Raw genomic sequence first — 25,627 nt, forward strand, 5'->3', positions numbered from 1 at the left:
GTACGGCGCCGTGCTTGCGCCGGTCAACGGCTCAGCCAGAATTCTTGGAAACGTTTCTGTCCAGCTCGAATAGCTACCGCCTCGACGGCACCGGACCGGTGGAACCACGGACGACCAGTTCGGTGGCCAGCTCGACATGCAAGGCCTCGACTTCGTGCTGCTCGAGCAGCCGGTTCAGCAGACTGACCGCCATCCGGCCCATCTCCTGCAAGGGCTGGCGCACGGTGGTCAGCTGCGGAAAGGTCGCGCGGCTCAGATCGATGTCGTCAAAGCCCGCGATCGAAAGGTCGTCCGGTACGCGCAAGCCCCGCTCGGTGGCGGCCTGCAATGCGCCGACTGCCGCCTTGTCGTTGAAGGCGACCAACGCCGTCGGCCGTTCGGGCAGGTCGAGCAACTCCCCAGCGGCCCGATAGCCGTGTTCCACCGTCGGCTGCATGTACCGAACGAGCCGGGCATCAGGCAGTACGCCGGCGTCGGCCAGCGCGGCGGTATGACCGTCCATCCGGGCAGAGCTGGCGAGCCACTCCCGCGGCCCACCGATCACCCCGACGCGGGTATGGCCGAGTTTCGCCAGGTGCGCCGTCAGCTGCCGCGCACCCGACGCGTGAGCCGCGGAGATACCGGCGATATCCCGCGGCAACACCGTGCGCGGATCCACCACCACAAAGGGAAAACCAGTCGCACTCAGCCGTACCAGCTCTGAGCCCGACTCCGGCGGCAGGATCAGAATCGCGCCACCAACACCGGCGACATCGGGCAAGCCCGGCAGCACATCAGCGTCCTGCGCGGCCTCACCCGCATTCAGCACGAGCCGCCGGTCATGACGATCAAGCGTCTCGGCGATCGAGGACACGATGACACCGAAGTAGTCCGTCAGTACGTACGGGCAGCGCACGAAAACGGCACCACCCAGGCTCGACCGTCGCGAACCCGGCCGGCGCGGATCGCGTGCGCCCAGGCGTTCGGCCGCCTGCTCGACCAGCTCGCGGGTTTTCGGCGTCACGTTCGGGTGCTGGTTCAGCGCACGGGAGACGGTCGCGATCGACAAGCCCGCCTCCGCGGCGATATCGCGAACTGTCACCCGGCCCTTACCGGCCATTTGTTACATCGCCTTGTTTCATTCCCGAACTGTAGCGAGCTAGCGCCGCAATGACCAGACGCCCTATTGACACAAACATTGCGGGCTTGTTTCCTGGACCTCCCGCGAGCAGTTCAATGTTTCATTTGTTACATCGCGCCGGCGTGAGGGAGAACAATGAAAAGGCAAGCGATCATCGCGGTCATGGCGGTTTCCGCCCTGGCCCTGACCGGATCGACCGCGCTGGCGGCCGATCCGGAAGACCTCGCGAAAAAGCAGCAGGCGAAGGTGTGGGTGACCACCGTCGACCGGGCCGAGCTGCTGACCGAGCGCGCCCCGATCGCCTTCCGGCGTGGCGGAAGTCCCGAGACCACGATCACGGTCGATCCCAGCCAGACCTTCCAGTCGATGGACGGTTTCGGCGCCTCCATCACCGACTCGTCGGCGGCCGTGCTGTATCGCCTGAGCGCGGCCGACCGGGAGCGGACCATGCGCAAGCTGTTCCACCCCAAGCAGGGCATCGGCGTCAGCTTCCTGCGCCAGCCGGTCGGTTCCTCCGACTTCACCGCGGCGGCCGAGCACTACACGTACGACGACGTACCGGCTGGGCAGACCGACTTCGGCCTGCGGCACTTCAGCATCGCCCGCGACGAAAAGCAGGTGCTTCCGTTGTTGCGCCGGGCCAAGCAGCTCAATCCCGCGCTGAAGGTGATGGGCAGCCCCTGGAGTCCGCCCGCCTGGATGAAGACCGGTGATTCCCTGGTGGGCGGACGACTCAAGGACGATCCCGCCATCTACACCGCGTATGCGCGCTACCTGGTGAAGTTCGTGCAGGCCTACACCAGGGCCGGCGTACCGATCGACTTCCTCACCATTCAGAACGAGCCGCAGAACCGTACGCCCGGCGGCTATCCCGGAACCGACCTGCCGGTTCGTCAAGCGGTGAAGGTGATCGAGGCCCTCGGCCCGATGCTGCGCGCGGCCAGTCCGCGGACGAAGATCCTCGGCTACGACCACAACTGGTCCACCCATCCCGGCGACATCGCGAACACTCCGCCCGGCGAGAGCCCGGAAACGGACTACCCGTACCAGCTGCTGGCGAGCCCGGCCGCGAAGTGGCTCGCGGGTACGGCGTACCACTGCTATTACGGCGAGCCGGCGGACCAGTCGAAACTGCGCGAGGCCTTTCCGGACAAGGGCATCTGGTTCACCGAGTGTTCCGGCTCGCACGGGCCGAACGACACCCCGCCGCAGATCTTCCGTGGCACCTTGACCTGGCACGCGCGCAATCTGGTGATCGGTACCACCCGCAACTGGGCGAAGTCCGTCATCAACTGGAACATCGCCCTCGACAGCACCGGCGGCCCGCACAACGGCGGCTGTGAAACGTGCACTGGCCTGGTCACCCTGCAGGCCGACGGTTCGGTCACCACCGACGCGGAGTACTACACGATCGGCCATCTGGCGAAGTTCGTCCGGCCGGGCGCGGTGCGGATCGCCAGCACGTCGTACGGCACGACCGGGTGGAACGGCCTGATCCAGACCGTGGCCTTCCGCAATCCCGACCGCTCGATCGCGCTCGTCGTACACAACCAGAACGACGAGCCGCGCAAGTTCGCCGTGGCCGTCGGCGATCGTTCGTTCGAGTACACCCTGCCCGGCGGCGCGCTCTCCACCTTCACCTGGCCCCAGCCGGCGGACCCGCGTCATCACCGCTGAGACGTGTTGTGACCATTCGGTAATGCCATGATGGGCGGCATGGATCTCAACATGTCAGCGTCCTACGACGCGACCCCTGAGGAAGTGTTCGCCATCATCACCGACGCGACCTTCCGCGAGCAGGCCTGCGAGAAGACCAAGGCGTTGTCGTACGACGTGTCGGTGACCGAATCCGGCAGCGATACCGTCGTCCGGGTGCAGCGGGAGATGGCGTCGGACGACGTTCCGGATATGGCCCGCAAGTTCGTCGGCCAGACCCTGACCGTCGTACAGACCGAGACCTGGCACCCGGCCGCCGCGGACGGTTCGCGCTCGGCCGAGGTGAAGGGTGAGATCACCGGTACGCCGGTCACGCTGAAGGGCAACGCCAAGATCGTTCCGCAGGGCGCGCAGACCGAGCAGGCGATCGATCTCGAGGTGAAGGTCAACGTGCCGCTGATCGGCAAGAAGATCGAGCCGTTTGTGGTCGAGGCGATTCGCAAGGGTCTGCAGACCGAACACCAGCTTGGCGCCTCCTGGCACAACGGCAACCTCTGAGCCGCGGTGCCCTGGGGCACCACTCGTCCAGGCCGTGTCGTTACCCGATCACGGCGGCCTCCGGTGGCACGCTGACATCAGTGGTGCCACCGGAGGAGGCGATCCCATGCGGAGCAAACACCGGACCATCGAGCCACTCGCCGGCGACCTCGGTCCCGCTGGCGACGAGGCGCAGTACTGCGTGTTGTGCGAGGGCTACGTGGTCTTCGAACAGGTCGAGGCCGAGGACCTGCCCAGCCAGGACACGATCACCGAATGGATCTGCGTCCAGTGCGGCTCAGCCGTTTTCCTCGACCCGCCCGCACAACCCCTGGACGCCACCGGCTGACTCGCGCCGTACTGGATCGCTCGAGAAGCGGGCGGCTCGTGGGGCCAACTCGTTGCCGGTGCGGCGGGTGAGGATGCCGTAGAGCTCTGGCCGGCGTCCGCGTATCCAGCGCTGCCCGGTCGCCAACGGCACCAGGCCGAGATCCAGATCCGCCAGCACGACGGCCTGATCCGGCACGGCCGTCTCCGCGACGATCCGGCCGTACGGATCCAGCACCATCGAGTTGCCGGTGCGAACCTCGTCGTCGTCCCGCCCGACACCATTGCTGAACAGCACGAACAACCCGTTGTCGTGGGCGCGCGCGGGCAGCCAGCGCATCAGCCAGTCACGCCCGTTGGGCCCGTTGAACGCCTCCTCCACGGCGGCTGGATCCGCGGCACGGTTCTCCCACACGTCCAGCGGGATCGGCTTCATGCCGTGCGGACTACGCGAGCTGGTTCCGCCTGTCTGGTGCGGCGCGAGAAGGACCGTCGCGCCGAGCAAGGCCGTCGCCCGGACGTTCTCGACCAGGTTGTTGTCCCAGCAGATCAGAATGCCCATCCGCACCTGCCAGGGCGTATCGAAGACCGTGAAGTCCTCGCCACTGGAGATCGCCTCGTGCTCGAAGGCGTGCAACTTGCGATGCACGTGAACGATCCCGTCGGGCAGGCAAACGGCGTACGAGTTGAACAGGCGGCCCTCCTCCCCGCGTTCGAGAAAGCCGACGCCGAGCCCAACGCCCAACTCCAGCGCCAACTTCTGGACGCGGCTGACCGAAGGCCCATCGGCCGACTCCGCGAGTTCCCGCAGCCTGGTGGCGTCGTGCCTGCGCAGGTGCCAATAGCCGAGCGCGCACATCTCCGGGAACACGACCAACTGGGCACCATCGGCAGCGGCCTCGCGAGCCAGCCGTTCCAGCACAGCCAGGTTGGAATCCGGCCGATCCGGCGTCGGCTCGAACTGGACAACGGCAACACGCAGCATGACGGTCTCCTCGACGTGGTTCGGTCAGTCCATGGAATCCGCTGCTGGAGATAACTTCCAATAGTTCTTTGTGGTCAATCCATACACTGAAGGAATGGATCTCCGGCTTCTGCGCGCCTTCGAGACGGTCGCCCGACGGCAGAACTTCGGCGCGGCGGCGACCGAGCTGTCCATCAGCCAGCCCGCGCTGACCAAGCAGATCCAGGCGCTGGAACGACGCGTGGGTTCGGCCTTGTTCGTCCGCGGCAGGCAGGGCGCCCGGCTCACTCGGGCCGGACGGCTGTTGCTGCCGGACGCGAAGGACGTGCTCAACCGGGCCGACGCTTTCGATCAACGGGTCGCCCGGATCGCCGAAGGCGCGGAAGGCTCGCTCGCGATCGGCTTCGGGTTGTCCAGTATCGAACTCGCGCCACGGGCCATAGCACTGTTCCGAAGGCGCCACCCGGGCGTCCGGCTCTCACTGGATGACCTGTCGTCGACGGTCCAGTACGAACGCCTCGCCACCGGTAGCCTGCAAGTCGGCTTCGTACGGCTGCCCACGCCGCCGGGGCTGGACCACTTACCGCTCTGCGACGACCACCTCGTACTAGCGACGCCACAGGCCGAGGTGGTGCCCGACGACGTGACAGCCTGGCTGGACGGGCAGGCCCTGGTTCGCCTGACCACCGAACGCGGGCCGGGCCTCGCGGCGCAGATCGCCCGCCTGTACGACGAATTGGGCTGCGCGCCATCGGTGGCGCAGGAGTCGGCGGACCTACAGACGGTACTGGCGCTGGTCGCGGCGGGCGTGGGCAGTGCCGTCGTACCGGCAACCGCGGCTGGTATCGCGCCGGCGGCCGTACGACTGCAACCGCTGCCGGGTCAGACCGGGACGTGGCAGATCGGCGCCGCCTGGCACCCCGCCGCCGGTTCCCCGCTGATCACCAGCTTTCTCCAGGCGGCCCAGGAAGCCTGACCTTGGCGTTCATTCGCCGGAATCCGCCCTCCGCAGCCTGCCGGCGTTGCGTAGGGCGGATCCCTGACTGACCGCCAGATCGGATCGAGTTCGGAGCTAGACGATCGGGCCGAAGCCGCACAGCACAGGGCGGGCCGCGGCAGGGTCGAGGGCGTTGGCGACGAGCTGGCCGACCGTGGGATCGAAGGCCAGTCCGACATGGCCGACCGGGTCCAGCGGGCAGATGTCCTGCACGAACAGGTTGCGCACACCCGGTTCACGGATGAACGAGGTCTCGTGCGGTACGACCAGGGCGTCCGCGCGGCTCGCGATCACGGTGTAGCTCACGCCGGGCTGGGCGATCGGGCCGTTGGTGAGCTGCTCGACGGCCGAACCGCCGACGATGAGCTCGCTACAGGCGGGACAACCGAAGTTGTTCAGGATGTAGTTCACCTGGGGCCGCAGGCCGAGGTAGTCGCCGACGCTGACCAGCCCGGCGAACGTCGTACCGTGCGTGGGCGGTGCCATCGCGACGACCTTGCCCACCTTGTGCTTCCAGCCGCGGATCTTGGGCCCGTAGATCGCCTGGAAGGCGCCTTCGCTATGTCCGACCACGTCCACCTTGGCGGCACCGGTGGCCTGCCGCACGCGGTCGACGTACGCCTCGATCTGGGCCGAGGACTGGGTGATCGAGATGGTGCCGCCGACCGGGATCGACGCGACGGCCTGGCCGTACGTCTCGGCGAAGGCGCAGTAACCCCGGCTGGCCAGATACGGACCGAGGTAGGAATAGTTGCCCGGGCCGTTACCGCCCAGGCCATGCAGCAGAACCAGCGGGTTGGGATGACTGCTGGACGGTTTACACGACCAGTCGTTGAACCCGGACGTCGGTGCGGCCGCGGCCACACCGGTCAGGCCGGAGCTGAAGAGGGTCAGTGCCAGGACGGCTAGCACGGTACGGCGGAGTGCGGATCGCATGGGCTGCTCCCGGAGAAACTTACGGAGGGGTAACGGAGGCGTGACCCTCAGTGCAGCACGATAGCGAGTTATGAACAAGAGCTCGTGTTCAAAACACGATTGCTGGTTCCGAAGCTGGTTTTACGGGTAGCTTCAAGCCATGGCGGAGAAGACGGGACGGCGTATCCGGGGTCTCGACGCGGAACAACGCCGGGCCGAGCGCCGCGAGCTGCTGCTCGACGCCGCCCTCGAACTGTTCGCCGCGCACGGTTATCTCAACACCTCCATCGAGCAGATCTGCTCCACCGCATACGTCGGCACGAAAAGCTTCTACGAGGTCTTCGACTCCCGCGAGGCCTGCTACGTAGCGCTCTTGCAACGTACGACGGAACGCCTGGTGGCGGGCATTCTCGAAACGGCTCAAGGCCTGCCCGACAACGAGGACGAGGCCGTACCGCGACTGGTGGCCGCCTTCGCGCACTCGCTGGTGGACGATCCGCGGGTGGCGGCGGTGACGTTCGGCCAGGCCGGAGCGATCTCGGCGGCGGTCGAGCGGCAGCGGCGGACCAACCGGCGCTGGGCGGCCGGGTTTCTCGAGACGATCTGGCAGCGCTACGGCGGTGCGGAAATGGCCGACGCCGACCGGCACGGAGTGGCGATCGGCGTCGTCGGTGGTTTGTTCGACCTGATCGCCGACTGGCTGCTCGACGCCGATCCGGGCGAACCGGCCGACGTCGAGCGCCTCATCGATGATCTGACCCGCTTCTACCGGGTCGTGCGCAGGGGAATCAGCCCTGGTGCGGGTAGCGGTAGTCCGTAGGCGGCGCGAAGGTCTCCTTCATCGAGCGCGGGCTGGCCCAGCGGATCAGGTTCCACATCGAGCCGGCCTTGTCGTTGGTACCGCTGGCGCGACCGCCACCGAACGGCTGCTGGCCCACAACCGCGCCGGTCGGCTTGTCGTTCACGTAGAAGTTGCCGGCCGCGAAGCGCAGGAAGTCGCTCGCCTCGGCGATGGCCTGCCGGTCCTGGGCGATGACCGCGCCAGTGAGGCCGAACGAGGCGGCGCTCTCCATTTGGGTCAGCACCTTGGTGTAATCAGCGTCGTCGTACACGTGCACGGCGAGGATCGGGCCGAAGTACTCGGTGGTGAAGATCTCGTCGGTCGGGTCGTCGCAGACCAGCACGGTCGGACGGACGAAGTAGCCCTCGGAGTCGTCGTACGTGCCACCGGCGAGCACCTCGATCGAGTCGAGCTCCTGGGCCCGGTCGATGCAGGCCTTGTGCTTGGCGAAGGCCCGGTCGTCGATGACGGCACCGATGAAGTTCGACAGGTCGCTGACGTCGCCCTGGGTGAGGCCGTCGGTCTCCGCGGCCAGCTCGTCGCGGATCTGGTCCCACACGCTGCGCGCGATGTAGGCGCGGCTGGCGGCGGAGCACTTCTGGCCCTGGTACTCGAAGGCGCCGCGAACCATCGCAGTCTTCACCACGGCGGGATCGGCCGACGGGTGCGCGACGATGAAGTCCTTGCCGCCGGTCTCGCCGACCAGGCGCGGGTAGGTCTTGTAGTTGGCGATGTTCTCACCGACGGTCTTCCACAGGTGCTGGAAGGTCGGCGTCGAACCGGTGAAGTGGATACCGGCCAGGTCCGGGTGGGTGAGCGCCGCCTCGCTGACCTCGATGCCGTCGCCGGTCACCAGGTTGATCACGCCCGCGGGCAGTCCGGCCGCCTCGAACAGGCGCATCGTCCAGTGCGCGGCGAACTGCTGCGTCGGGGACGGCTTCCAGACCACGACGTTGCCCATCAGCGCCGGGGCGGCGGGCAGGTTGCCCGCGATGGCGGTGAAGTTGAACGGGGTGATCGCGTAAACGAACCCCTCCAGCGGCCGGTAGTCGACCCGGTTCCAGATCCCGGGCGAGGAGATCGGCTGGTCATTGATGATGTTGCGCGCGAAGGCCACGTTGAAGCGCAGGAAGTCGATCAGCTCACAGGCCGCGTCGATCTCGGCCTGCTGCACGGTCTTGGACTGGCCGAGCATGGTGGCCGCGTTCAGCGTGTCGCGCCACGGGCCGGCCAGCAGGTCCGCCGCCTTGAGGAAGACGGCCGCGCGGTCGTCGAACGACAGCGAGCGCCAAGCCGGCGCGGCAGCGAGAGCGGCGTCCACCGCGGCCTGGCCGTCGGCCTTCGTCGCGTTGCCGAGCGTGCCGAGCACGTGCTTGTGCTTGTGCGGCTGGACCACGTCGATCCGCGCACCGCCGCCCAGGCGCTGCTCACCACCGATGGTGCAGGTCAGCTCGATCGGACCCGCGGCGTTGAACTCCTTGAGCTTCGCCTCCAGGCTGGCCCGCTCGGGCGAACCCGGGGCATAAGTCCGGACCGGCTCATTGACCGGAGTAGGTACGGCGGTGACGGCATCCATGGTGCGGTGCTCCTCGAGGTTCGGGCGGTCAGACCCGATCGGAGCCTGCCGCGACACATTCGCGACTTTCATGCTGCCACGTCCGCCCCGCTACCACGAAGTCGACTGGTCTGATCAGCCCTCCCCCGCGCCTCCCCTCCGCCTTCCCCTCGGCGCGAGTGGACCCGTCCCACCCCACTCCGCCTCCCCCTCCGCGCGAATGGACCCGTCTCACCCCCACTCCGCACACGAGTGGACCGGCCTGACCACATGCGCGAGTGGACGCGTCTGCACCACCACCGTCACGAGCCGACGGCCCACGTCGTCCTGATTGGCGGGCAACCAGGCGGACGGGTGAGGTATGGCCGGTCCTTGAGCAGTCGCTCACGTACGGCTGATCCGTCGGGTCCGTACGGCAATACGCGACCGCGAGCGCCCTCGCGCGAGTGGACGTGCCTGCGCGGGACAAATACGACGCCCGCGGGAGTACGGAAACGGCCCACCTAGCGGGGGAAATGGGCTCCTCGCGGGGGAAGCGGTGACCTGGGACGGGTTATTACCCCTGCTCGGCCCCGGTTTGGGGTGCTCGGTTCCCAGAAAGTGTTCTCGGTGCCGGGGTTCAGCATGACTACCTGGTTCAGCGCGGCTACCGAGTTGCGCGCAACTGGGATTGGCGCAGCTACCAAGTTGCGGCACTACCGGGTTTAGCGCCGCTACCGAGTTGCGGCACTACCGGGATTGGCGCGGCTACTGAGTTGCGGCACTACGGGGATCTCGCGCGGCTACCGGCCTCTGGTGGATCCGCTACCGGGATTTGGCGCGGCTACCGGCATGTGGTGGATCCGCTACCGAGTTTTCGCGCTGCTACCGGGTTGCAACCGGGTAGGCGCGCCAAAAGTCGGCATCCCGCCGCCGCTCGCGGGCAGCAAGGGGCGGCGCGGCGCCCGCACAGCCACACGAGGGGCAGCGGCGGGAGCGCGCGGCGGCGCGCCCAACGGGCGGTGCGCCCAACGGGCCACACCGCGGGAGGCAGGCGGCAGACGGAGCGCACACAGCGGACGAGGGCAACGCGGCGGCGCACACAGCGCGCGGCGGACGGCGGACGGCGGACGGCGGACGGGGCACACAGCCACATGACGGGCAGCGGCTGGCGGCACGACGCGGCACCCAGCGGGCGGGCGGCCGGCGCAGGGGCCCCACGGACGGACGGCGCGGCGGGTCCCGACGGACGGGCGGCGCGGCGGGCCACCGGCGGGCGACGGCAGTACGGCAGCGGAGGACACAGCGGGCGGTACGGCGGTTCGGCAGTGGCCGCAGGCCGCGGAACCGCTGGCCGGCTCGTTCTGGGAGGCATTCGCGTACAACGAGGACGATTCGTACGGCGGTACGGCAGCGCAACTCGCCAGTGGCGCACGGGGTGCTGGGCGGGCGCCAAGGCGGCAGGTGTGCCGAGGAGGCAGGCAGGCGGGGTGGCGAGCGTGCCGGGGTGGCGGGTGTGCCGAGGCGGCGAGGGGGCGGGTGTGCCGGGGGCGGGTGTGCCGGGGAGGCGGGCCCGCCGCCTGTGAGTTGGCGGGCCCGCTACGACCTCAGGCTGATTTTCGGGTGGCGGTTTTTTTGGCCGCCGCCTTCTTCGCGGGAGCCTTTTTGGCCGGCTCCTTCTTCGCCGCCGTCTTCTTGGCGGCGGCCTTCTTGCCCGGGGTGGTCTTGCCCTCGCCCATGTCCGCCTTGTCGTCGGCTGGTTCGGCCGCCTTGCCGGCGCGGCGGGCCTTGGCGGCCTCGACGGAGGCGCGCAGAGCCGCGACCAGGTCGACCACCTCGGCGCCCTCAGTCTCCTCCTCGGCGGTCTCCGGCATCGGCACACCCGCGGCCTTGGCCTCGACGACCTGTTCGAGCGCATGCCGGTACTCGTCGTGGTACTGGCCGGGATCGAACTCACCACGCAGGGTGTCGATGTACGACTCGGCCATGGCCTGTTCCTGTTTGCGGATCTCGACGTCCTCGTCGGGCGCCGCGAAGGAGGCGTCGCGAACCTCGTCCGGCCAGAGCATCGTCTGCAGAACCAGCACGTTCTCGTGGGTCCGCAGCAGACCGAGACTCTCCCGCGAGCGCAGAGCCACCTTGACCAGCGCGTACAGCTCGGAGCCTTCCAGAGCGTCCCGAAGCAACACATACGGCTTGGCGCCGGGACCGCCGTCAGCAGCCAGGTAGTACGACTTGCCGAGGTAGAGCGGGTCGACCTGGTCGGCCGGCACGAACTCGAGCACGTCGATGACCTTCTTGCTGCTCAACGGCAGATCGGCGAAGTCGTCCGGCTCGAGCACGATCATGCGCCCGTCGGGCATCTCGTAGCCCTTGCCGATATCGGAGTACGGGATCTCCTTGCCGCACTCCTGGCAGGTCCGCTTGTAGCGGATCCGCCCGCCGTCCTCGGTGTGCACCTGGCGGAAGGAGATGTCCTTCTCCTCGGTCGCGGAGAACACCTTGATCGGGATCGTCACCATCCCGAACGAGATGGCACCCTTCCAGATCGCCTGCATCGCCCATCAGCTCCTTCCGCCGCCGGCCTCAGCCGCCGCCCGCTTCTTCTAGCCGCCGCCAAACTCTTTGAGCAGGTCAGGTACCTCTTGTGTCGCGTACCACAACAGTTCTTGACCTTCGCACGCGTCGAGGGCGAACACCGCGTCTTCGTCGCCTTTTTGCGCCGCATCCCAGGAATCAACCGCCTGCGTGACGATCTCGATCGCCTGCGTAGCGTCCACATGGACCGCCTGGACCGCTGACCAGGGCAGTCCCGCGCTCAGATCGAGCCGCGCGTCACCCAGTTCGCGGTCTCCCCCGGCGGGCGGCACGGACTTCACCTCGCACGCGAGCACCACGCGGCGCCGGACCACACCTTCCTCGGCCGCGATCAGGCCCACCGAGGCACGAGCGGCTTGCGCCATCGCGGCGTACTCCAGCTCCTCCTCGTCGCCCGCTGCATACCACTCGCGGAGCGCGGGGGTGACGGCGTACACCGTGAGCGGCGCGGGCAGCTCGGCCGCGCTGAATGCGGCGGCCAGCCCGCCGAGCGTGAGTGGGACGTACAGCCTCATGCGCCTGCCTTCTTGGTTCTCGGCTTGCTCTTCCGGCCGCGGGCGGCGCGATTCCGGCTGCCCGTGGTGGTGTCGACGAGTTCGTCCAGCGCGTCGGTCAGGCACTGCGCGAACACGGCAAGATCCGGCATCGCGGTGCGATCCGCGTTCAGCCCGAACGACACCTTGCCGTCGTACGACGTGACGCCGACCGCGAGGCCCTGGCCCTGCAGCAGCGGGACCACCGGGTACGACGCGAGCATGCGCGCGCCCGCCGCGAACAACGGGAACTGCGGGCCCGGCACGTTGGTGATCACCACGTCGTCGGCCGGCCGGATCGTGGTCGCCGCCACCCGCGCGGCGAGCGCGTGCAGAGTGGTCGGCGCGAACCCGGCGATACCGACCAGCGAGCGCGCGCTGACCGCCCGGCCGGTGTCCTTGTGGGCCTTGGTCTGGTACGAGATCTGGTGCAACCGCATGACCGGCGAGTTCTCCCCGACGGGCAGGTTGACCGTGGACGCGATCACCCGGGAACCGAGCGAGGTCGGCTCGCCGTCCTCCTCGTCATCGCGAATGCTCACCGGTACGACGGCCCGCACGCCGCGAGTCGGGCTGACGCTCTCGCCACGCGTCATCATCCAGGCCCGCAAGGCGCCGGCGACGGCCGCGAGCACCACGTCGTTCACCGTGCCCCCGTGCATCGCGCGGACCTTGCGGTAGTCCTCGAGCGAGGTCTCGACCGTGGTGAACCGGCGCTGACCCGACGTCTTCACATGCAGGGAACTCTCTTGCACGTGGCGTTGCGCGACCACCGAACCGACCACGTCACCGAGCACCTCGCGCACCGAGGTCTGCCCGGTCAGGCTCGCCATCTCGGCGCGGGCCAACTCCAGCACCGCGGTCGGATGGCGCATCGCGTCGGAGAAGACACCGGCGAGCAGTTCCAGCGCGGACGGCGGATGCTCCGGCTGCCAGGAATCGACCGGCGTCTCGCGTGGATGAGCCGTGGAGTCGAGCACCACCTGGCCGATATCGACCGTACTACTGCCGTCGACGAGGGCCTGGTGAGACTTGGCGATGATCGCGAACCGGTCGCCCTGCAGGCCTTCGACCAGATACATCTCCCACAGCGGCCGGGCGCGGTCGAGGCGCCGGGACATGATCCGCGCGACGAGCTCCAGCAGCTGCGCATGCGTCCCGGGCCGCGGCAGGGCCGAACGCCGCACGTGGAAGGTGATGTCGAAGTCCTCGTCATCGACCCAGACCGGGCCCGCGAACCGGCCGGGCACCTGTTGGACGCGCTGGCGATACCGCGGCACGAACGCGATCCGGTCCCGGATCAGCGCGACCAGGCTCTCGTAGTCGAACCCGTCCTCGGTGTGCTCCGGCGGCTCGAAGATGTCCACAGTGCCGACATGCATCGGCGTGGCCGCGCTCTCGGCGGCCAGGAAGGTGAGATCCAGCGACGTCAACCGATCCGGCATCCGGCACCTTCCTCTCTGGGCGATCGTGTCTGGTCTTTTGGTCACCCTAGCTGTGGCCCCGGACAGTTTCCGGCGACACCGTGCGGCGGGTTTGAGAGCGGACTGTGACATTGTCGATGGCGAATGCCGGGAACACCGCCCACCGCACGTTCGTAGTGCCCTGTGTAAAGCGATTGCGCTTTGCAACTAATTGACAAGTCAGCTGAAAGGCCCCAGTCCATGCGTTCGACGTTCACCCGCGGCACCGCGCTCGCGCTCCTTCCCGCTCTCGGCATGCTCGTGCTCGCCGGATGCGGCGACGAGACGGACCCCGGGACCGGTGCCGCACCCAGCAGCACCCCGTCGAGCACGCCGTCGGAGCTGCCGTCGACGCCTACGACCGCCGCGACCACCCCGACGGCACCGGCGACCCCGCCGAAGGCCGGCACCCCTTCCAACACGGCGGATCCGTCCGGCGAGCTGGCCGACGTGACGATCGACGTCGTGATCGCGAACGGCAAGGTCTCCCCCAGCGGTGTGAGCGTCAAGGCCAAGGTCGGCCAGACCGTGCGCGTCACCGGGACCAGTGATGTCGAGGAAGAGTTGCACATCCACGGCTACGAGAAGGCGCTCGAGCTCAAGCCGGGTAAGCCGCAGGCCGTGACATTCAAGGCCGAGACCAAGGGCACCTTCGAGATCGAGACCCACGAGACGGCGAAACTCGTCGCCAAGCTCGTCGTGTCCTGAACAAGGCAGAATTCGCGCAGTGATCCCTCAACTCCTGCCGCTGCACGGTATCGGCGGCCGCCAGGACCTGCCCATTCCCTTCGGCCTCGCCGTCGCCGGTGCCGCCGTCGCGATCGCCTTGTCGTTCGCCGTACTCGGTGTCGCCTGGCGGACCTCCCGCTACCGGGGTGACGAGGCCGGCAAACCGCTGCCGGCCGGCGTCGCCCGGCTGATCGACTCGGCCTGGTTCCGCTGGGTGCTCCGCGCCTTCGGCCTGGCCACTTTCCTGTACGCGGGAGTGGCCCTGCTGTTCGGCGTGGACCGGCTGACGAACCCGATCTTCGGCTTCATCTACATCGTGGTGTGGGTCGGCCTGGTTCCGATCTCCCTGCTGTTCGGACCGGTCTGGCGGCTGCTCAACCCGCTGCGAACGCTGCACCTGCTGCTGAGCAAGGCGATGCGCCAGCCCGCGTCGAAGGGCCTGTTCGAGCTCCCGTCCTGGGTCGGCCTCTGGCCCGCCGCCCTCGGCATCTTCGCCTTCACCTGGCTGGAGCTTGTCGCGCCGGACCGAGCCACCTTGCCGGTACTGCAGGGTTGGCTCGCGCTGTACGTCGTAATCGTCTTGTTCGGGGCGATCCTCTTCGGCGACAGGTGGTTCGCCCAGGCCGATCCGTTCGAGGCCTACGCGACGCTGATGGCCCGGCTCTCTCCGTGGGGCCGTCGCCCGGACGGCGTACTGGTGATGCGTCGTCCCCTGGAGAACCTGGACGGCCTGAAGCCGCAGGCCGGTCTCGTCGGCCTAGTCTCGGCTCTACTCGGTTCCACCGCGTACGACGGCTTCTCCAACGCAACGGTGTGGATCGGCTGGGCCCAGAACACGGACTACTCGATGACCCTGCTCGGCACACTCGCCTTGCTCGGCTTCATCCTCTTCGTGATGCTGACGTACTCCACGGCGACACTTCTCGCCGGGAAGCTCTCGGACAGCTCGCGGGCGGATCTGCCGGGCTTGTTCGCGCACTCGGTGGTACCGATCGTGCTCGGTTATGTGATCGCGCACTACTTGACGCTGTTCATCCTCGAAGGCCAGCGCACGATGATCTACCTGAGCGATCCGTTGAGCAACGGCGCCAACATCTTCGGCACGGGTCTACTCGGCCTGAACACCGGTATCACCAACCACAGCACGGCGATCTCGACGATCCAGGTGTGTGCGGTGGTCGGCGGCCACCTCCTGGGCGTCGTCTCTGCGCACGACCGCGCGGTGGCGCTCTTCCCCCGCCACAAGGCCCTGGCCGGTCAGCTGCCGCTGCTGATCGTCATGGTCGGCTACACCACCGCAGGCCTGCTCTTGCTCTTCGCTCCGTGAGGTAGTTCAGGGTTGTTGAGGTACCGCGGCGGGTTCAGGTGATTCAGCGGGGTGCGGTGTTCGGCGCCGGTTCGGACAGTTCCGCACCGGCGGCGGGCTGCGGGGCCAGTGCGCGGCTCACCACGGTCAGGTAGGCCATCGCGGCCAAACCAGCCAGCAGGTACGAGTTGCCCAGCAGGGCCTGGCCGAAGTTCCACTCGAGTTCACGGTCGTCGCGGTACGGCACATGCCAGATCGGTCCCCACGCGAACAACCCGAACCAGGCGACCCCGATCAGGATCGGCTTCGCGTTGGCACGCAGTCCCACCTGCGCGGGCCGACGGCCCCAGAGGTCGTACGACGCGCGGATCAGGCTGATGCCGAGCGGAATGATCCACACCCAGTGGTGGCTCCAGCTCACCGGCGACGCGTACAGGACGGCGAACGCACAGACGGAGATCGCCCCGAGCCGCTCGCCCTTGACCCACAACTGCCGACTCAGCCAGATCGCCGTGAGCGCGATGATGCAGGACAGTACGAACCACAGCGGGCGCACCGCCGACGAATCGCCCAGCACACGGGTCAGGAAGCCCATCACCGACTGGTTCGCGGTGTAGGCCAGCCCGCCAACCCGCTCGGCGTTCGGCATGATCTCGGTCCAGTAGCTCCACGACTGCTTAGGCACCACCGCGAACCCGATAGCCATCGTGGCGATCAGGCCCGCCAACGCGTTGCGCAGCGCCTTCCATTGCTTGGTGACCAGCAGGAAGGCCAGGAACGGCAACGGCGTCAGCTTGATACCGATGGCGACGCCAACCCAGAAGCCGCGGCCGCGGGCGTTGGCCGGCCGCATCAGATCAACCAGGATCATCGCCGTCAGCAGCAGGTTGATCTGGCCGAACTGCACGGTTTGCCAGACCGGTTCCAGCGGCAGCGACAGCACCGTCAGCACGGTGATGACCAGCAAAGTGGGCCGGAACCGCTCCGGCAGATCCACCGTCGCGAGCGTCGTACGCCAGATCCAGGCCAGGCACAGCACCGACAACGTGGTCCACGCGATCACCGCAAGCCACAGCGGTACGACGGCCAGCGGCAGCATCATCACCGCGGAGAACGGCGGATAGGTGAACGGTAGACCCGATCCGGCCAGCTGGGCGTCGTACAGCGAGCCGCCATCCAGCAGCACCGAACCGCCCATCCGGTAAACCCGAAGGTCGATCTGGCTGTTGAGAAACCCGAACTGCCAACTGCCCAACGCGACCGCGCCCAGCGCACCCACCAGGATCAGGGCCGGGCGAATGGTTCCGCCGGTCATGCGGTCATACACCACTTTGGGAGAAAGTCACAGGCACACCCTGCCATATCCCGGCGCCCTGACGGACGACAACCTGTCCACCCGGATCGGTCCGCGGCTGCTCCTCCCCGTCCAGGGCGCCCCGGTCGTTTCTTCGTCAGTCGTCGGCGTGCCTGGTCAGGCTGGGGTTACGTCAGGTCGGTGCCGAGCAGGGCTTCCAGCTCGCGCCGGGTCTCGTCGTACGACGTGTGCAGGATCGCGGTCATGCCGAGCACGCGGGCACCATCGACGTTCGGCTGCATGTCGTCGATGAAAACGCATTCGGCCGGCTCGAGCCCGATCCGCTCCGCCGCGAGGTGGTAGATCTCCGGCTCGGGTTTGCGCAGGCCGACCTCACCGGAGATGACGATCGCGTCGAACATGCCGTCCCAGGTGTCGCGGGGATAGGTGTTGCCCCACGAGTTGGACAGCAGGGCCGTCCGGAAGCCCTTTGCCCGCGCCCGGCGAACCAGCGCCGACATCTGCGGCGCATGCTCGAAGTGCGCGAACATCCGCCCGATCAGCCCCTCCGCCTCAACCGGCCGGCCATCGCGACGAACCAGCACGGCGGCGAGCTTGCGCTCGAAGTCCGGTACGGCGATGAGGCCGCGCTCGAGCGCGTGGATCGGATTCAGCTCGGCCTCGACCGGCGTGGCGGCGATCCAGTCGGTGATCGCGGTGAAGTACGCGTCGAAGTCGAGCTCGTCCTTGTCAGCCCATTGCCGTAGAGCGTGGGACAAGTCCGAGGTGAGCACGCCACCCCAGTCCACCAGGAGACCACGAAGCTCAGACATGCCGAAAGCCTACGGTCTGCCGTACTCCAGCTTGACGTCGCCCGACGAGCTCTTCGCCCGGATCTTGCGGGTGGCGGCCGGATCCTGCTTCAACAGGTTGTCGGTCTCGCCGGACGAGGTCTCCGCCTCGACGGCATACACGTCGGCGCCCGGAACCTCGATCGTCACGTCGCCCGAACTCGACTCCGCGTCGACCGAGGAGGGCGCGGCCGCGAACTCCAGTTCGACATCGCCCGAACTGACCTTGGCGCGATACTGACCTTCACCAAGCGCCTGGCCCTCGATGGAACCGGACGACGTCTGCGCCTTGACCTCGCCACTCACGCCGTGCAACTCGATCTGTCCCGACGACGTCTTCAGGTCGGCGCCGTTACTGAGGCCGACGGCCAGGATCTCGCCGCTGGAGTTGTCCACCTTCAGCGCAAGATTCTTCGGGATGACGATCACGTACTCGGTGTCGCAACCGCCGATCGACAGGAAGCCACAGCCGGTGTCCTTCAGCTCGAGAACGCCATCCTTGTAGCTCTCCTCCGGGTCATCGGAGAACAAGTTCCGCTCGGCCTTGCGGCTCACGGTGATCTGACTGACGTCGCCGGATCGGATCTCCAGGTCGTTGTCACTGGACTCGATCCGCAGCGAAGTCCCACTGACGGGAAATTCCAACTGCTTGGTCTGCTCGGACTCGGTCAACTGCGACACAGCCCACCAGCCACCACCAAGGATCAACGCCACCGACACCGCGACCCCAAAACGCCGCTCCGACGTCATCGCCGACCCCGGCCGACTGTCGATCTCCGACATGCCCCTCCACCCCTGACTAGTTCCACCCCACACCCTGACACACCCCAGTGTCGCCCCAGCGCAGCCCGGGCAGGTGGTCCGAAGGGGCGCGGCCCTCCCACTCCAGCCCACGGCCCCTCGCCTCATCGGGCCAACCAGCCCGAGCTGCGCTTACTGGCGTCGGCCGCAAGCTTGTTCGCCCCCGGGCGGCCTTCTCGACGAGGCCCATGCTGAGTTCGGCCGCGCCCGCATTCGAGCTGGGGCAGCCAGCTCCATCAGCTCGGACGGCTCAGCGCGTCGGCGCACCCTCGTTGAGCCGGCGATCCGGACGACCGTACTCACTGCGGCTCTGCGCGGAGCGGACGAGGGACCCCGCGACGAGACGCCGGTACCGGCCGAACGGACGGTTGGCTGAAGCGGCCAGCTCCGTCGACAACCTTGTCCGGACCGACGATGTCCAGCACCGGAGCCGGGGTCGACTCGGGCGACACACACGCGCCGGCGCCCTCGTTGAACTGAAGCGGCCAGCTCCGTCGACTCGGGCGGCACACGGACGCCGGGTTGGCCGGGGCTCGGGTTAGGTCCTCGCATTGCTCGAGGGATCGTTATGTCAGCAGGTCGGTGGCGACGGTGGTCGCCAGTTGCTGCATCGCCTTTCGCAGTCGGCTCGACCGGGCTGCCTCGGCCAGACTGCGGCCGTGGGTGAGGGCGGCGTCGCAGGCAGCTTGATCCAACGGCAGCAACGCCGACGGTTTGACGCCCGCATACCGCCCGAGCGCCTCGGCCGCCGCGTCGCCTGGAGATGACCCAAGTGAACCGGAGCGGACCCGGTTGACCACGACGCGCGTCGTCGCCGAAGGCACCACCGAACGCAGATCGTGCAACGCCCGGATCAGCCTGGTCAGCCCGACCGGATCCGCGCTGCCGACCACGACGATCTCGTCGGCCTCTTCCAGCGTCACCAAGCTCGCGCCGTTGCGCCGTGGGGCCAAGGTGTCGAACGAGATCTCCTCGTCGCTCTCGATGCAAAAGCCGACGTCCACGACAGTGCAAGGCGCGAGCGAACGGGCCGTGGACCAGACCGCCTCGATCGCGGTCGGTCTTAGCTCGGTCCAGCGATCGGCCCGGCTCAATCCCGTCAGTACCAGCAGATGCGGATCGAGTTGTCGCGCCTGTCTGGCCAGCGTCGGCACATCTAGCGAACCACTTCCCGCCGAACGCGCCGCAGCCGCAAGGCCCGAGGTCTCGTCGAGCATGCCGAGCATCTGCGCGACCGTCCCGCCGTACACATCCGCGTCGGCCAGCAACGTGGAAACGCCCGACGCGGCCAACTCGGTGGCAAGACCGACCGCGACCGTACTGCGCCCTGGCGCACCGGTCGGTCCCCATACCGCGATGAGCCGCCCTGAGCCGGACAACTCGTCGTACCGCTGAGTTGCAGTCTCGACCGCGGCTCCGAGCGACGGCACAAACCCACCCGCGAAGTGCGACGTCGTGACCGGCGGCCCGGCATCGACCGCATCGGTGATCGCGCGGCCGAGGTCCTCCGGCCCAACGTCGGCAGGGAGAATCCGCTCGATCCCCATACGGCTGAGGCGTTCCTCGCTGCCAGGGATCCTGCCCGGACCGTCAGCGGGTCCCGCTGGATCGACCAGGGCTATCACCGTGATTCGCCTTGCGTGCAAGGCCGCAACCGCGTCGGCGGTCAGTCTCGGTAAGTCCTCCGCGATCAGGACGGCACGGGCCTGCCCGCTGGCCGCGGCCGCGAGCACATCCGCCATGTCCACGCAGCGACGTACGACGCGAAGGCCGGGCGCCCGTTCCGTACGCCGGACGACCTCCGCCTCCCAGGGCGCGCCCGTGATCGCCAGCAGAATCGGCACGGCCATCAGCGACCTCGCCGGACCAATACGGGTTCACCAAGGGCGACAGCGCTCAGGCCGGTCGGCAGCTTCGCCGCGTCGGCCGGTTCCAGCCCGATCAGCACCTGGCGCCGGGACATCCCGCCGGTAACCCCCTTCGCGGCATCGATCTGCACCACGCGGACTTGGTCCCACACCTTGCGGGCAGGCGGATCGGCACCGGTGGCGGGCGCGGACTTCGGCGCGACCCAGATGTCGACCTCATCACCGACGGCCAGATCGGCCGGCAGCCGCCCAACCTGGGTGGACACCGGAACCTCCAGCCGCTCGGAGTCGAGCTCGGCGGCGGTCGCACCCTTCGGCACGAACTCGCCAACGCCAATCGGGCGAACAGCTATCAGGCCGTCCAACCGGGAGTCCGCCGAAACGTACTGCCCCGCCGAGTCCGTACTGGTGAAGCGGACCCGGGCTCTGGTCAGATCTTCCGGGCTGATCCGCGACCCCGCCGGGATGGCGCGTTTGGCCGCCCAGACGGAGGTCGTGTCGTCAGCCGAGGACAGCAACTTCGCGCCAGTCAACGCGGTGGCCGCGACCAGCAGCACGCCGAGCACCAAGCGGCCGTCCTTCCAGCGGGCACGGGTATTGCGTTGGCTCGGCGTCGAAGGCGCGGCGAATCCACTGCGGTCAGCCACGGTCCATCCCCCTCTCGTACGGCTCTCCACTCCTGGCGGAGCACGATCACGCTGTGATACCAGGCGATCGCTCTCCGAAATCACATTCTGCCTTGTTGCCAGTTCCGGCGCCGGAAGTTGTCCACAGGCAGTCAGATGGGGACAAACCCGGCGAATCCGAGGCAAGACATGCCAAACTGATTCAAACGACGATGACTTGATGAATCGAAGGTCCCATGCCAGCACCGCGTTTCCTGCAGCTGTCCGATGTCGCCGAAGTGCTGAACATCTCCGCCAACCAGGTCTACGCGCTGGTGCGGCGCGGCGACATTCCCGCGGTGAAGATCGGCGGGCGCGGTCAATGGCGAGTCGAGGCCACCGAACTCGAGAAGTACATCGAGCGCCTCTACACCGAAACCAAAGAGTTCATCGAAGCCCACCCCTTCGGCGACGAAGCCGAACAGACAGAAGACGTCCGCTAGTCCACCGCTCCCCGGACCGCCTCCTGCCCGCCGCGGCCTCAACAGCTACCCCACGAACGCCGCCGCGACGCCCCGGCGATCGGCCACATCCGGCGGCGACGCCTCAGTGATCGGTCGTATCTGGCGCTGCGGCGAAATCAACTCCGCCGGACGCCGCTCTCCGCCATCTCGCGCCCATTGGGAACACCTAGCGCCCGCCAGACTGGCCGACTCGGACTGGACAGATCGACTCAGCAGGCAAGTACGACTGGCAAGCTTTGCCGCTTGCGTTACCTAGCAGGGCTGACGGGACTACAGATCGACTGGGCCTCACAAGTCCTCCCGATCTCTGGACTATCGGCGCCAGACGGCTTGCAAGGCCGCGGCCGGGACCAGGCGCGTGTTGTAGACCTCGCCCCGGCGACGGGGCACGTCGAGCGGATGCTCGGCCATCTCCAGGAAATCCGCCCCCACTCGATCGACCGTTCCCGTCACGGCCTGCTGATCAACGCCCGCGCAGAACACCGTGACCGCTGATCGGTCACGCGCGATCCCCCGCAGTAGATGAGCCAGTCCGAGCTTGGCCGCGACTGCCCCCTGCGCCGGCTCTGCCCAAGGCCCTAGGCCTTGCACCGCCCGCAGCGCCGCCACCGGGATCAGCCATTCGTCGTACCGCTCGGCGGTCACCAGCAAACAGTCCTTGCCCACCCGACTCAATACGCCCTGAACCGTCCGACCCGATCCGAGTTCAACCTGGATCGTGTCGCCGACCGCACCCCGCAGGCGGTCCAGCACGGTGATCCGGCCGACCTCGGCCCGGATCCGGTCGGCCACCTCGCCATATAGATCGCCGTCGGTGAGCGCGTCGAACTGGGACTCCAGGTCCTCGAACAAGGCCTCCAAACGCACGCTTCAAAATCTACTGCCTTCCGTGTTGTAGCGACCACATGCTGTAACGAAGGTGGCCATCAGGACTTGCCAAAGTATCGCTAACGAGGTCTATATTAGACAAATCGAGGCAAACTAACGCAAACGCAAGATTCGGACCGCAAAGGAGCCATGCCGATGATCCGCATGATCAAGACGGCTCTCACCCTGGCCGCCGTCGCGGCAGCCGGGCTCGGCCTGCGCTGGGTGACAGCCGACTCGCTGGCCTCGGCATCTCGTGACGACCTCGCATCGCTGGCGGTCGTGGCCATTGGCGCAGTCGCGTGGGGTGCATACGCCTGGCTGGTGGTGGTCACCAGCGCGACCGCTCTCGAGCAGCTGCCAGGCGCGCTCGGCCAGATAGCAGGCACAATCGCGACTGGTCTGACTTCCGCCGGTTCCCGCACCCTCATCCGCTCCACCCTCGGCATCGCCGCCGTCACACCCCTGACGGTCGGCCTCGCCCACGCCGCCCCTCCCGCCCCCTCCAGCGCTTGGACGGCGTTCGACTCAACTCGCGCGATCGACCCGCCCGCCCGCGCGCCGTCGTACGCCGGTCACGAGGTGGAACCGGCCTCAGAGGTCGACCTTGGCCACCCACCCTCGACGACGTACGTCTACGGACAGGCCGAACCGCCCTCCCACATAAACCTCAGCCCAGGCGTCCCATCCGACCGCCCAGCCCAACCGTCACCCAGCGGCGACCGCAATGCCCCAGATCACCCCGAAACCGCCGGGCGGCCCCACACTGCGGGCCGGCCGGACGTGACCCGCCACTTCAACGTGACGACTCGTCCCGATGGAACTGATCGCCCTAACGTGGCGAGCGATCCCGTGGCGATCGGGCGCCCTGGAGATACGAGTCGTCCCGTGGCCGCCGACCGACCTGACCTGGCGAGTCGTCCCGTGGTCGCAGGTCGTACTGAGGTGACGAGTCGTACCGCGGGAGCGCGGCGTTTCGTGGTGGCAGGGCGTTCCGAGGTGGCGGGGCGGCCGTGGGAGGTGGAGCCGCCGGGCGGGCGTGGGGATCGTCGGGTGGTGGAGCGGCGGATCGCGGTACCGGATCGGCCGACGGTCGGCGCTCCCACGCGGTACACGCCGATCCGTGCACCGCGGCAGCTCGTGGTGCGGCCGGGCGACACGCTCTGGTCCATCGCCCGCGACGAACTCGGGCCCAACAGCACCGATCAGGCGATCGCCATCCGGTGGCCGGACTGGTTCGCGGTCAACGCTGCCGTCATCGGGCCCGACCCGCACTACCTCGAGCCAGGCCAAATCCTCCAGCAACCAGCACCTTCAGCCGAGGTGCGTCGGCTGTCCCCAACCTCGAAGGAGTACTGAAATGAGCACCAACAAACCTCATCTCGTCGCCGTGGCCCCGGTCAAACGTCCGACACCGGCCCGCGCCCGTGGCCGGGCGAACCTGCCGCCAACCGACGGCTCACTCGCGCTGCACTACCCCGCCGACTCGCTGCCGTCAGGTCCAAATCTGCGGCTGGTACGGGATCCAGCCCCAGAGGCAATACCTGACATAACGGCCTGGGCCGCCCGGCTCGCGCAGGCGATCGCCGAAGTCGTCGTCGGCGATCGTCCGGTTGCCCAGCTAGTGCGATGGGTTGAGCCATCCGTCTACGCAGACCTGTATCGGCGGGTCCGCGTCCTCGGTCTGACCACCTCCGCCGGTATCCGGACCGCGTCGGACCGGTCGTCAGTCCGTTCCATCCGCCTCTGCACGCCGACCGAAGGTGCGGTGGAGGTGGCGGCCCACGTCCGGCACGGCGCCCGCTCACGAGCGATCGCCCTACGCCTCGAACTCCATCGCGATCGCTGGATCTGTACCGCGCTACAAATGGGCTGATGCCTTGGTCCGCAAGGGGAAACGTACGTCGGCATGGCACTGCATAACCCCGGAGCGAACTCGGCCGGTCGGCGAATGCGCGATGGCGAAGCCCGACGGGTTCGGGCCGCATGCGGCGCGGGCATTACAGCTGTTCTGCCATCCGGCTACAGCGCGGCGGATTCGGCGCGGCAAGCACCCTGCGGCGGATAGCCTCGCGGTCAGGCCTCAGCAGGTTTCACTCGCACAATGTCCCGGGGGAACGTCGTGACGCAATCGGCAGTCGAGCTGTCCGCCGCAGAACGAGCAGCCCTGGCGCCACGCCTCGGCAAGCCGCGATGGTCGGAGCGAATCCCGGCGCTTTATCCGGTGGCGGTTCGGTACCACCGGGCGCGAAGGCGCATCCAATGGATGCGATCTCCCTTGACCTTCAGCTCGACACGTCAGCCGGAATCCCTTCCAGTACGGGTGAAACAACACAAATCGCTGCTGCTTCGCACCCTCGGCGAGACCGAGATGTGGCTGCAGCACAACAAGGTCACCAACCTGCGACTCGCCTGCGCCCGGGTCGACGGTCTGCTGATCAGGCCAGGCGAGACCTTCTCGTTCAACAAGGCCGTCGGCAATGCCACCCGCCGGAAGGGGTACGTGCCCGGGATGCGCCTCTCGAACGGCGTTGCCCGGCCCGGCATCGGCGGCGGTATCTGCCAGCTCGCGAACCTGCTGCACTGGATGGTGCTGCACTCGCCGTTGACGGTGACCGAGCGTTCGACCCACAGCTTCGACCCATTCCCGGACAACGGACGCGTTCTGCCATGGGGTGTCGGTTGCAGCATCGTCTACAACTACGTGGATCTGCAGTTCCGGAACGACACCGACCAGACCTTCCAGCTTCGGGTAGCTGTAGGCGAGCGCTATCTCGAAGGCGAGATCCGCTCGGCCAGCCCGACCGAGTCCACGTACCGGGTCTTCGCCCGTGGTGAACGCTTCTTCCGCTCCGGCGAACGGTTCTTCCGGCGCAACGAGATCTGGCGTACGACGATCAACCGCCGGACCGGCCTCCCCACCGACGAGACTCTCGTCCGCGAAAACGTCGCCCTGGTCAAATACGTGCCCACCGACGTCGAGATCATCGACCTCCCCGCAACCCTGCCTCCCCCAGCCACCCCTAATGCCGCCCGAGTTCAGGCACAGCGACGGACTGTCGCGAGCCGACATTGAACGCGGCTCCAAACCCGCGCGCCTCGCATCGCACACGGACAGGCCACTGACGCGTGTCGGCAACACGAGCCGGTCGGCGTGGCGAGCCGGTCGGCGTGGCGAGCCGGTCGGCGTGGCGAGCCGGTCGGCGTGGCGAGCCGGTCGGCGTGGCGGGCCGGTCGGCGTGGCGGGCCGGATGATGGGGCCGGGCACGCGAGGCGTGGGTGTCGGAGAGGCTGCGC

General features: G+C 67.8%; 24 protein-coding genes. 11 read left to right on the forward strand and 13 right to left on the reverse strand.

Going from position 1 to position 25,627, the window contains the following annotated elements; translation table 11 throughout:
* Positions 1–73: 73 nt before the first annotated feature.
* On the reverse strand, positions 74–1,099 hold the full coding sequence (locus ACFFGN_RS21190; RefSeq protein ID WP_380050427.1) for a LacI family DNA-binding transcriptional regulator: 1,026 nt from the start codon (positions 1,097–1,099) through the stop codon (positions 74–76).
* Between the two features lie 183 nt (positions 1,100–1,282).
* Between ACFFGN_RS21190 and ACFFGN_RS21195 the strand changes: the two genes are divergently transcribed.
* From ACFFGN_RS21195 to ACFFGN_RS21205, 3 genes are all read left to right on the forward strand, one after another.
* Entirely contained in the window at positions 1,283–2,797 is a 1,515-nt protein-coding gene (locus ACFFGN_RS21195) for a glycoside hydrolase family 30 protein (RefSeq protein WP_380050430.1), read from the forward strand.
* A gap of 39 nt (positions 2,798–2,836) precedes the next feature.
* Positions 2,837–3,334 (forward strand): DUF2505 domain-containing protein, encoded by a 498-nt coding sequence (locus ACFFGN_RS21200; protein WP_380050432.1) that lies wholly within the window; start codon positions 2,837–2,839, stop codon positions 3,332–3,334.
* Positions 3,335–3,440: 106 nt separating this feature from the next.
* Positions 3,441–3,662, forward strand: a complete 222-nt coding sequence (locus ACFFGN_RS21205; RefSeq protein WP_380050434.1) for a hypothetical protein — start codon at positions 3,441–3,443, stop codon at positions 3,660–3,662.
* On the opposite strand, the gene ACFFGN_RS21210 is transcribed toward ACFFGN_RS21205, so the two are convergent.
* Positions 3,612–4,625, reverse strand: a complete 1,014-nt coding sequence (locus ACFFGN_RS21210; protein ID WP_380050436.1) for a nitrilase family protein — start codon at positions 4,623–4,625, stop codon at positions 3,612–3,614. The genes ACFFGN_RS21205 and ACFFGN_RS21210 overlap by 51 nt on opposite strands.
* A gap of 94 nt (positions 4,626–4,719) precedes the next feature.
* Here ACFFGN_RS21210 and ACFFGN_RS21215 point away from each other — a divergent pair, with 94 nt between their 5' ends.
* Positions 4,720–5,580 (forward strand): LysR family transcriptional regulator, encoded by an 861-nt coding sequence (locus ACFFGN_RS21215; RefSeq protein WP_380050438.1) that lies wholly within the window; start codon positions 4,720–4,722, stop codon positions 5,578–5,580.
* A gap of 96 nt (positions 5,581–5,676) precedes the next feature.
* Here ACFFGN_RS21215 and ACFFGN_RS21220 read toward each other — a convergent pair whose 3' ends face one another.
* On the reverse strand, positions 5,677–6,537 hold the full coding sequence (locus ACFFGN_RS21220) for an alpha/beta fold hydrolase (RefSeq protein ID WP_380050440.1): 861 nt from the start codon (positions 6,535–6,537) through the stop codon (positions 5,677–5,679).
* 139 nt (positions 6,538–6,676) lie between these two features.
* Here ACFFGN_RS21220 and ACFFGN_RS21225 point away from each other — a divergent pair, with 139 nt between their 5' ends.
* A complete protein-coding gene (locus ACFFGN_RS21225; protein ID WP_380050442.1) occupies positions 6,677–7,336 on the forward strand; it encodes a TetR/AcrR family transcriptional regulator in 660 nt (219 codons plus the stop codon).
* On the opposite strand, the gene pruA is transcribed toward ACFFGN_RS21225, so the two are convergent.
* The 4 genes from pruA to ACFFGN_RS21245 all read right to left on the reverse strand — a co-directional run bounded on the left by pruA (position 7,305) and on the right by ACFFGN_RS21245 (position 13,467).
* A complete protein-coding gene (gene pruA, locus ACFFGN_RS21230; protein ID WP_380050444.1) occupies positions 7,305–8,933 on the reverse strand; it encodes an L-glutamate gamma-semialdehyde dehydrogenase in 1,629 nt (542 codons plus the stop codon). The two genes, ACFFGN_RS21225 and pruA, sit on opposite strands and share 32 nt — an antisense overlap.
* Before the next feature lie 1,565 nt (positions 8,934–10,498).
* Positions 10,499–11,449 carry a non-homologous end joining protein Ku gene (gene ku / locus ACFFGN_RS21235; RefSeq protein ID WP_380050446.1) on the reverse strand — a complete coding sequence of 317 codons (951 nt, stop codon included), beginning with the start codon at positions 11,447–11,449 and terminating at the stop codon, positions 10,499–10,501.
* A gap of 48 nt (positions 11,450–11,497) precedes the next feature.
* A complete protein-coding gene (locus ACFFGN_RS21240; protein WP_380050448.1) occupies positions 11,498–12,004 on the reverse strand; it encodes a DUF6912 family protein in 507 nt (168 codons plus the stop codon).
* Positions 12,001–13,467: a WS/DGAT/MGAT family O-acyltransferase gene (locus ACFFGN_RS21245; protein ID WP_380050450.1), complete on the reverse strand. Its 1,467-nt coding sequence runs from the start codon at positions 13,465–13,467 to the stop codon at positions 12,001–12,003. Before ACFFGN_RS21245 ends, ACFFGN_RS21240 begins: the two co-directional genes overlap by 4 nt.
* 219 nt (positions 13,468–13,686) lie before the next feature.
* Here ACFFGN_RS21245 and ACFFGN_RS21250 point away from each other — a divergent pair, with 219 nt between their 5' ends.
* Together ACFFGN_RS21250 and ACFFGN_RS21255 are read left to right on the forward strand one after the other, a co-directional pair.
* Positions 13,687–14,193 carry a cupredoxin domain-containing protein gene (locus ACFFGN_RS21250; protein WP_380050452.1) on the forward strand — a complete coding sequence of 169 codons (507 nt, stop codon included), beginning with the start codon at positions 13,687–13,689 and terminating at the stop codon, positions 14,191–14,193.
* A 19-nt stretch (positions 14,194–14,212) separates the two neighbouring features.
* Complete coding sequence (locus ACFFGN_RS21255) at positions 14,213–15,541, forward strand: hypothetical protein (protein WP_380050454.1); 1,329 nt, start codon at positions 14,213–14,215, stop codon at positions 15,539–15,541.
* A 43-nt stretch (positions 15,542–15,584) separates the two neighbouring features.
* Here ACFFGN_RS21255 and ACFFGN_RS21260 read toward each other — a convergent pair whose 3' ends face one another.
* The 5 genes from ACFFGN_RS21260 to ACFFGN_RS21280 all read right to left on the reverse strand — a co-directional run bounded on the left by ACFFGN_RS21260 (position 15,585) and on the right by ACFFGN_RS21280 (position 20,981).
* A complete protein-coding gene (locus ACFFGN_RS21260; RefSeq protein WP_380050456.1) occupies positions 15,585–16,835 on the reverse strand; it encodes a glycosyltransferase 87 family protein in 1,251 nt (416 codons plus the stop codon).
* Positions 16,836–17,002: 167 nt separating this feature from the next.
* Positions 17,003–17,647 carry an HAD family hydrolase gene (locus ACFFGN_RS21265; RefSeq protein WP_380050458.1) on the reverse strand — a complete coding sequence of 215 codons (645 nt, stop codon included), beginning with the start codon at positions 17,645–17,647 and terminating at the stop codon, positions 17,003–17,005.
* A 9-nt stretch (positions 17,648–17,656) separates the two neighbouring features.
* Positions 17,657–18,448 carry a DUF4097 family beta strand repeat-containing protein gene (locus ACFFGN_RS21270; protein WP_380050460.1) on the reverse strand — a complete coding sequence of 264 codons (792 nt, stop codon included), beginning with the start codon at positions 18,446–18,448 and terminating at the stop codon, positions 17,657–17,659.
* A gap of 584 nt (positions 18,449–19,032) precedes the next feature.
* Positions 19,033–20,316: a CpaE/TadZ family protein gene (locus tag ACFFGN_RS21275; protein ID WP_380050462.1), complete on the reverse strand. Its 1,284-nt coding sequence runs from the start codon at positions 20,314–20,316 to the stop codon at positions 19,033–19,035.
* A complete protein-coding gene (locus tag ACFFGN_RS21280; RefSeq protein WP_380050464.1) occupies positions 20,316–20,981 on the reverse strand; it encodes a CpaB family protein in 666 nt (221 codons plus the stop codon). The genes ACFFGN_RS21275 and ACFFGN_RS21280 overlap by 1 nt, the downstream gene beginning before the upstream one ends.
* A gap of 215 nt (positions 20,982–21,196) precedes the next feature.
* Here ACFFGN_RS21280 and ACFFGN_RS21285 point away from each other — a divergent pair, with 215 nt between their 5' ends.
* Positions 21,197–21,442, forward strand: coding sequence for a helix-turn-helix domain-containing protein (locus ACFFGN_RS21285; protein ID WP_380050466.1), 246 nt, complete (start codon positions 21,197–21,199; stop codon positions 21,440–21,442).
* Between the two features lie 333 nt (positions 21,443–21,775).
* Here the strand turns inward: ACFFGN_RS21285 and ACFFGN_RS21290 are convergent, their stop codons facing one another.
* Positions 21,776–22,330: a hypothetical protein gene (locus ACFFGN_RS21290; RefSeq protein ID WP_380050469.1), complete on the reverse strand. Its 555-nt coding sequence runs from the start codon at positions 22,328–22,330 to the stop codon at positions 21,776–21,778.
* 156 nt (positions 22,331–22,486) lie between these two features.
* Between ACFFGN_RS21290 and ACFFGN_RS21295 the strand changes: the two genes are divergently transcribed.
* From ACFFGN_RS21295 to ACFFGN_RS21305, 3 genes are all read left to right on the forward strand, one after another.
* Entirely contained in the window at positions 22,487–23,689 is a 1,203-nt protein-coding gene (locus tag ACFFGN_RS21295; RefSeq protein ID WP_380050471.1) for a LysM peptidoglycan-binding domain-containing protein, read from the forward strand.
* A 1-nt stretch (position 23,690) separates the two neighbouring features.
* Complete coding sequence (locus tag ACFFGN_RS21300; protein WP_380050473.1) at positions 23,691–24,206, forward strand: Rv3235 family protein; 516 nt, start codon at positions 23,691–23,693, stop codon at positions 24,204–24,206.
* A 390-nt stretch (positions 24,207–24,596) separates the two neighbouring features.
* Positions 24,597–25,406: a VanW family protein gene (locus ACFFGN_RS21305; protein WP_380050475.1), complete on the forward strand. Its 810-nt coding sequence runs from the start codon at positions 24,597–24,599 to the stop codon at positions 25,404–25,406.
* Positions 25,407–25,627: the final 221 nt, after the last annotated feature.

It is taken from the genome of Kribbella deserti, assembly GCF_042434725.1.
Classification (GTDB): Bacteria; Actinomycetota; Actinomycetes; order Propionibacteriales; family Kribbellaceae; genus Kribbella; species Kribbella deserti.

What these genes read in the sequence shown, in the direction of transcription:
- ACFFGN_RS21270 (WP_380050460.1), bottom strand. Translation starts at nt 18,448, where the DNA reads ATGTCGGAGATCGACAGTCGGCCGGGGTCGGCGATGACGTCGGAGCGG.
- ACFFGN_RS21300 (WP_380050473.1), top strand. Translation starts at nt 23,691, where the DNA reads ATGAGCACCAACAAACCTCATCTCGTCGCCGTGGCCCCGGTCAAACGT.
- ACFFGN_RS21260 (WP_380050456.1), bottom strand. Translation starts at nt 16,835, where the DNA reads ATGACCGGCGGAACCATTCGCCCGGCCCTGATCCTGGTGGGTGCGCTG.
- ACFFGN_RS21305 (WP_380050475.1), top strand. Translation starts at nt 24,597, where the DNA reads ATGCGATCTCCCTTGACCTTCAGCTCGACACGTCAGCCGGAATCCCTT.
- ku (WP_380050446.1), bottom strand. Translation starts at nt 11,449, where the DNA reads ATGCAGGCGATCTGGAAGGGTGCCATCTCGTTCGGGATGGTGACGATC.
- ACFFGN_RS21200 (WP_380050432.1), top strand. Translation starts at nt 2,837, where the DNA reads ATGGATCTCAACATGTCAGCGTCCTACGACGCGACCCCTGAGGAAGTG.
- ACFFGN_RS21285 (WP_380050466.1), top strand. Translation starts at nt 21,197, where the DNA reads ATGCCAGCACCGCGTTTCCTGCAGCTGTCCGATGTCGCCGAAGTGCTG.
- ACFFGN_RS21245 (WP_380050450.1), bottom strand. Translation starts at nt 13,467, where the DNA reads ATGCCGGATCGGTTGACGTCGCTGGATCTCACCTTCCTGGCCGCCGAG.
- ACFFGN_RS21240 (WP_380050448.1), bottom strand. Translation starts at nt 12,004, where the DNA reads ATGAGGCTGTACGTCCCACTCACGCTCGGCGGGCTGGCCGCCGCATTC.
- ACFFGN_RS21295 (WP_380050471.1), top strand. Translation starts at nt 22,487, where the DNA reads ATGATCCGCATGATCAAGACGGCTCTCACCCTGGCCGCCGTCGCGGCA.
- ACFFGN_RS21220 (WP_380050440.1), bottom strand. Translation starts at nt 6,537, where the DNA reads ATGCGATCCGCACTCCGCCGTACCGTGCTAGCCGTCCTGGCACTGACC.
- ACFFGN_RS21275 (WP_380050462.1), bottom strand. Translation starts at nt 20,316, where the DNA reads ATGGCCGTGCCGATTCTGCTGGCGATCACGGGCGCGCCCTGGGAGGCG.
- ACFFGN_RS21210 (WP_380050436.1), bottom strand. Translation starts at nt 4,625, where the DNA reads ATGCTGCGTGTTGCCGTTGTCCAGTTCGAGCCGACGCCGGATCGGCCG.
- ACFFGN_RS21265 (WP_380050458.1), bottom strand. Translation starts at nt 17,647, where the DNA reads ATGTCTGAGCTTCGTGGTCTCCTGGTGGACTGGGGTGGCGTGCTCACC.
- ACFFGN_RS21215 (WP_380050438.1), top strand. Translation starts at nt 4,720, where the DNA reads ATGGATCTCCGGCTTCTGCGCGCCTTCGAGACGGTCGCCCGACGGCAG.
- ACFFGN_RS21250 (WP_380050452.1), top strand. Translation starts at nt 13,687, where the DNA reads ATGCGTTCGACGTTCACCCGCGGCACCGCGCTCGCGCTCCTTCCCGCT.
- pruA (WP_380050444.1), bottom strand. Translation starts at nt 8,933, where the DNA reads ATGGATGCCGTCACCGCCGTACCTACTCCGGTCAATGAGCCGGTCCGG.
- ACFFGN_RS21205 (WP_380050434.1), top strand. Translation starts at nt 3,441, where the DNA reads ATGCGGAGCAAACACCGGACCATCGAGCCACTCGCCGGCGACCTCGGT.
- ACFFGN_RS21225 (WP_380050442.1), top strand. Translation starts at nt 6,677, where the DNA reads ATGGCGGAGAAGACGGGACGGCGTATCCGGGGTCTCGACGCGGAACAA.
- ACFFGN_RS21195 (WP_380050430.1), top strand. Translation starts at nt 1,283, where the DNA reads ATGGCGGTTTCCGCCCTGGCCCTGACCGGATCGACCGCGCTGGCGGCC.
- ACFFGN_RS21190 (WP_380050427.1), bottom strand. Translation starts at nt 1,099, where the DNA reads ATGGCCGGTAAGGGCCGGGTGACAGTTCGCGATATCGCCGCGGAGGCG.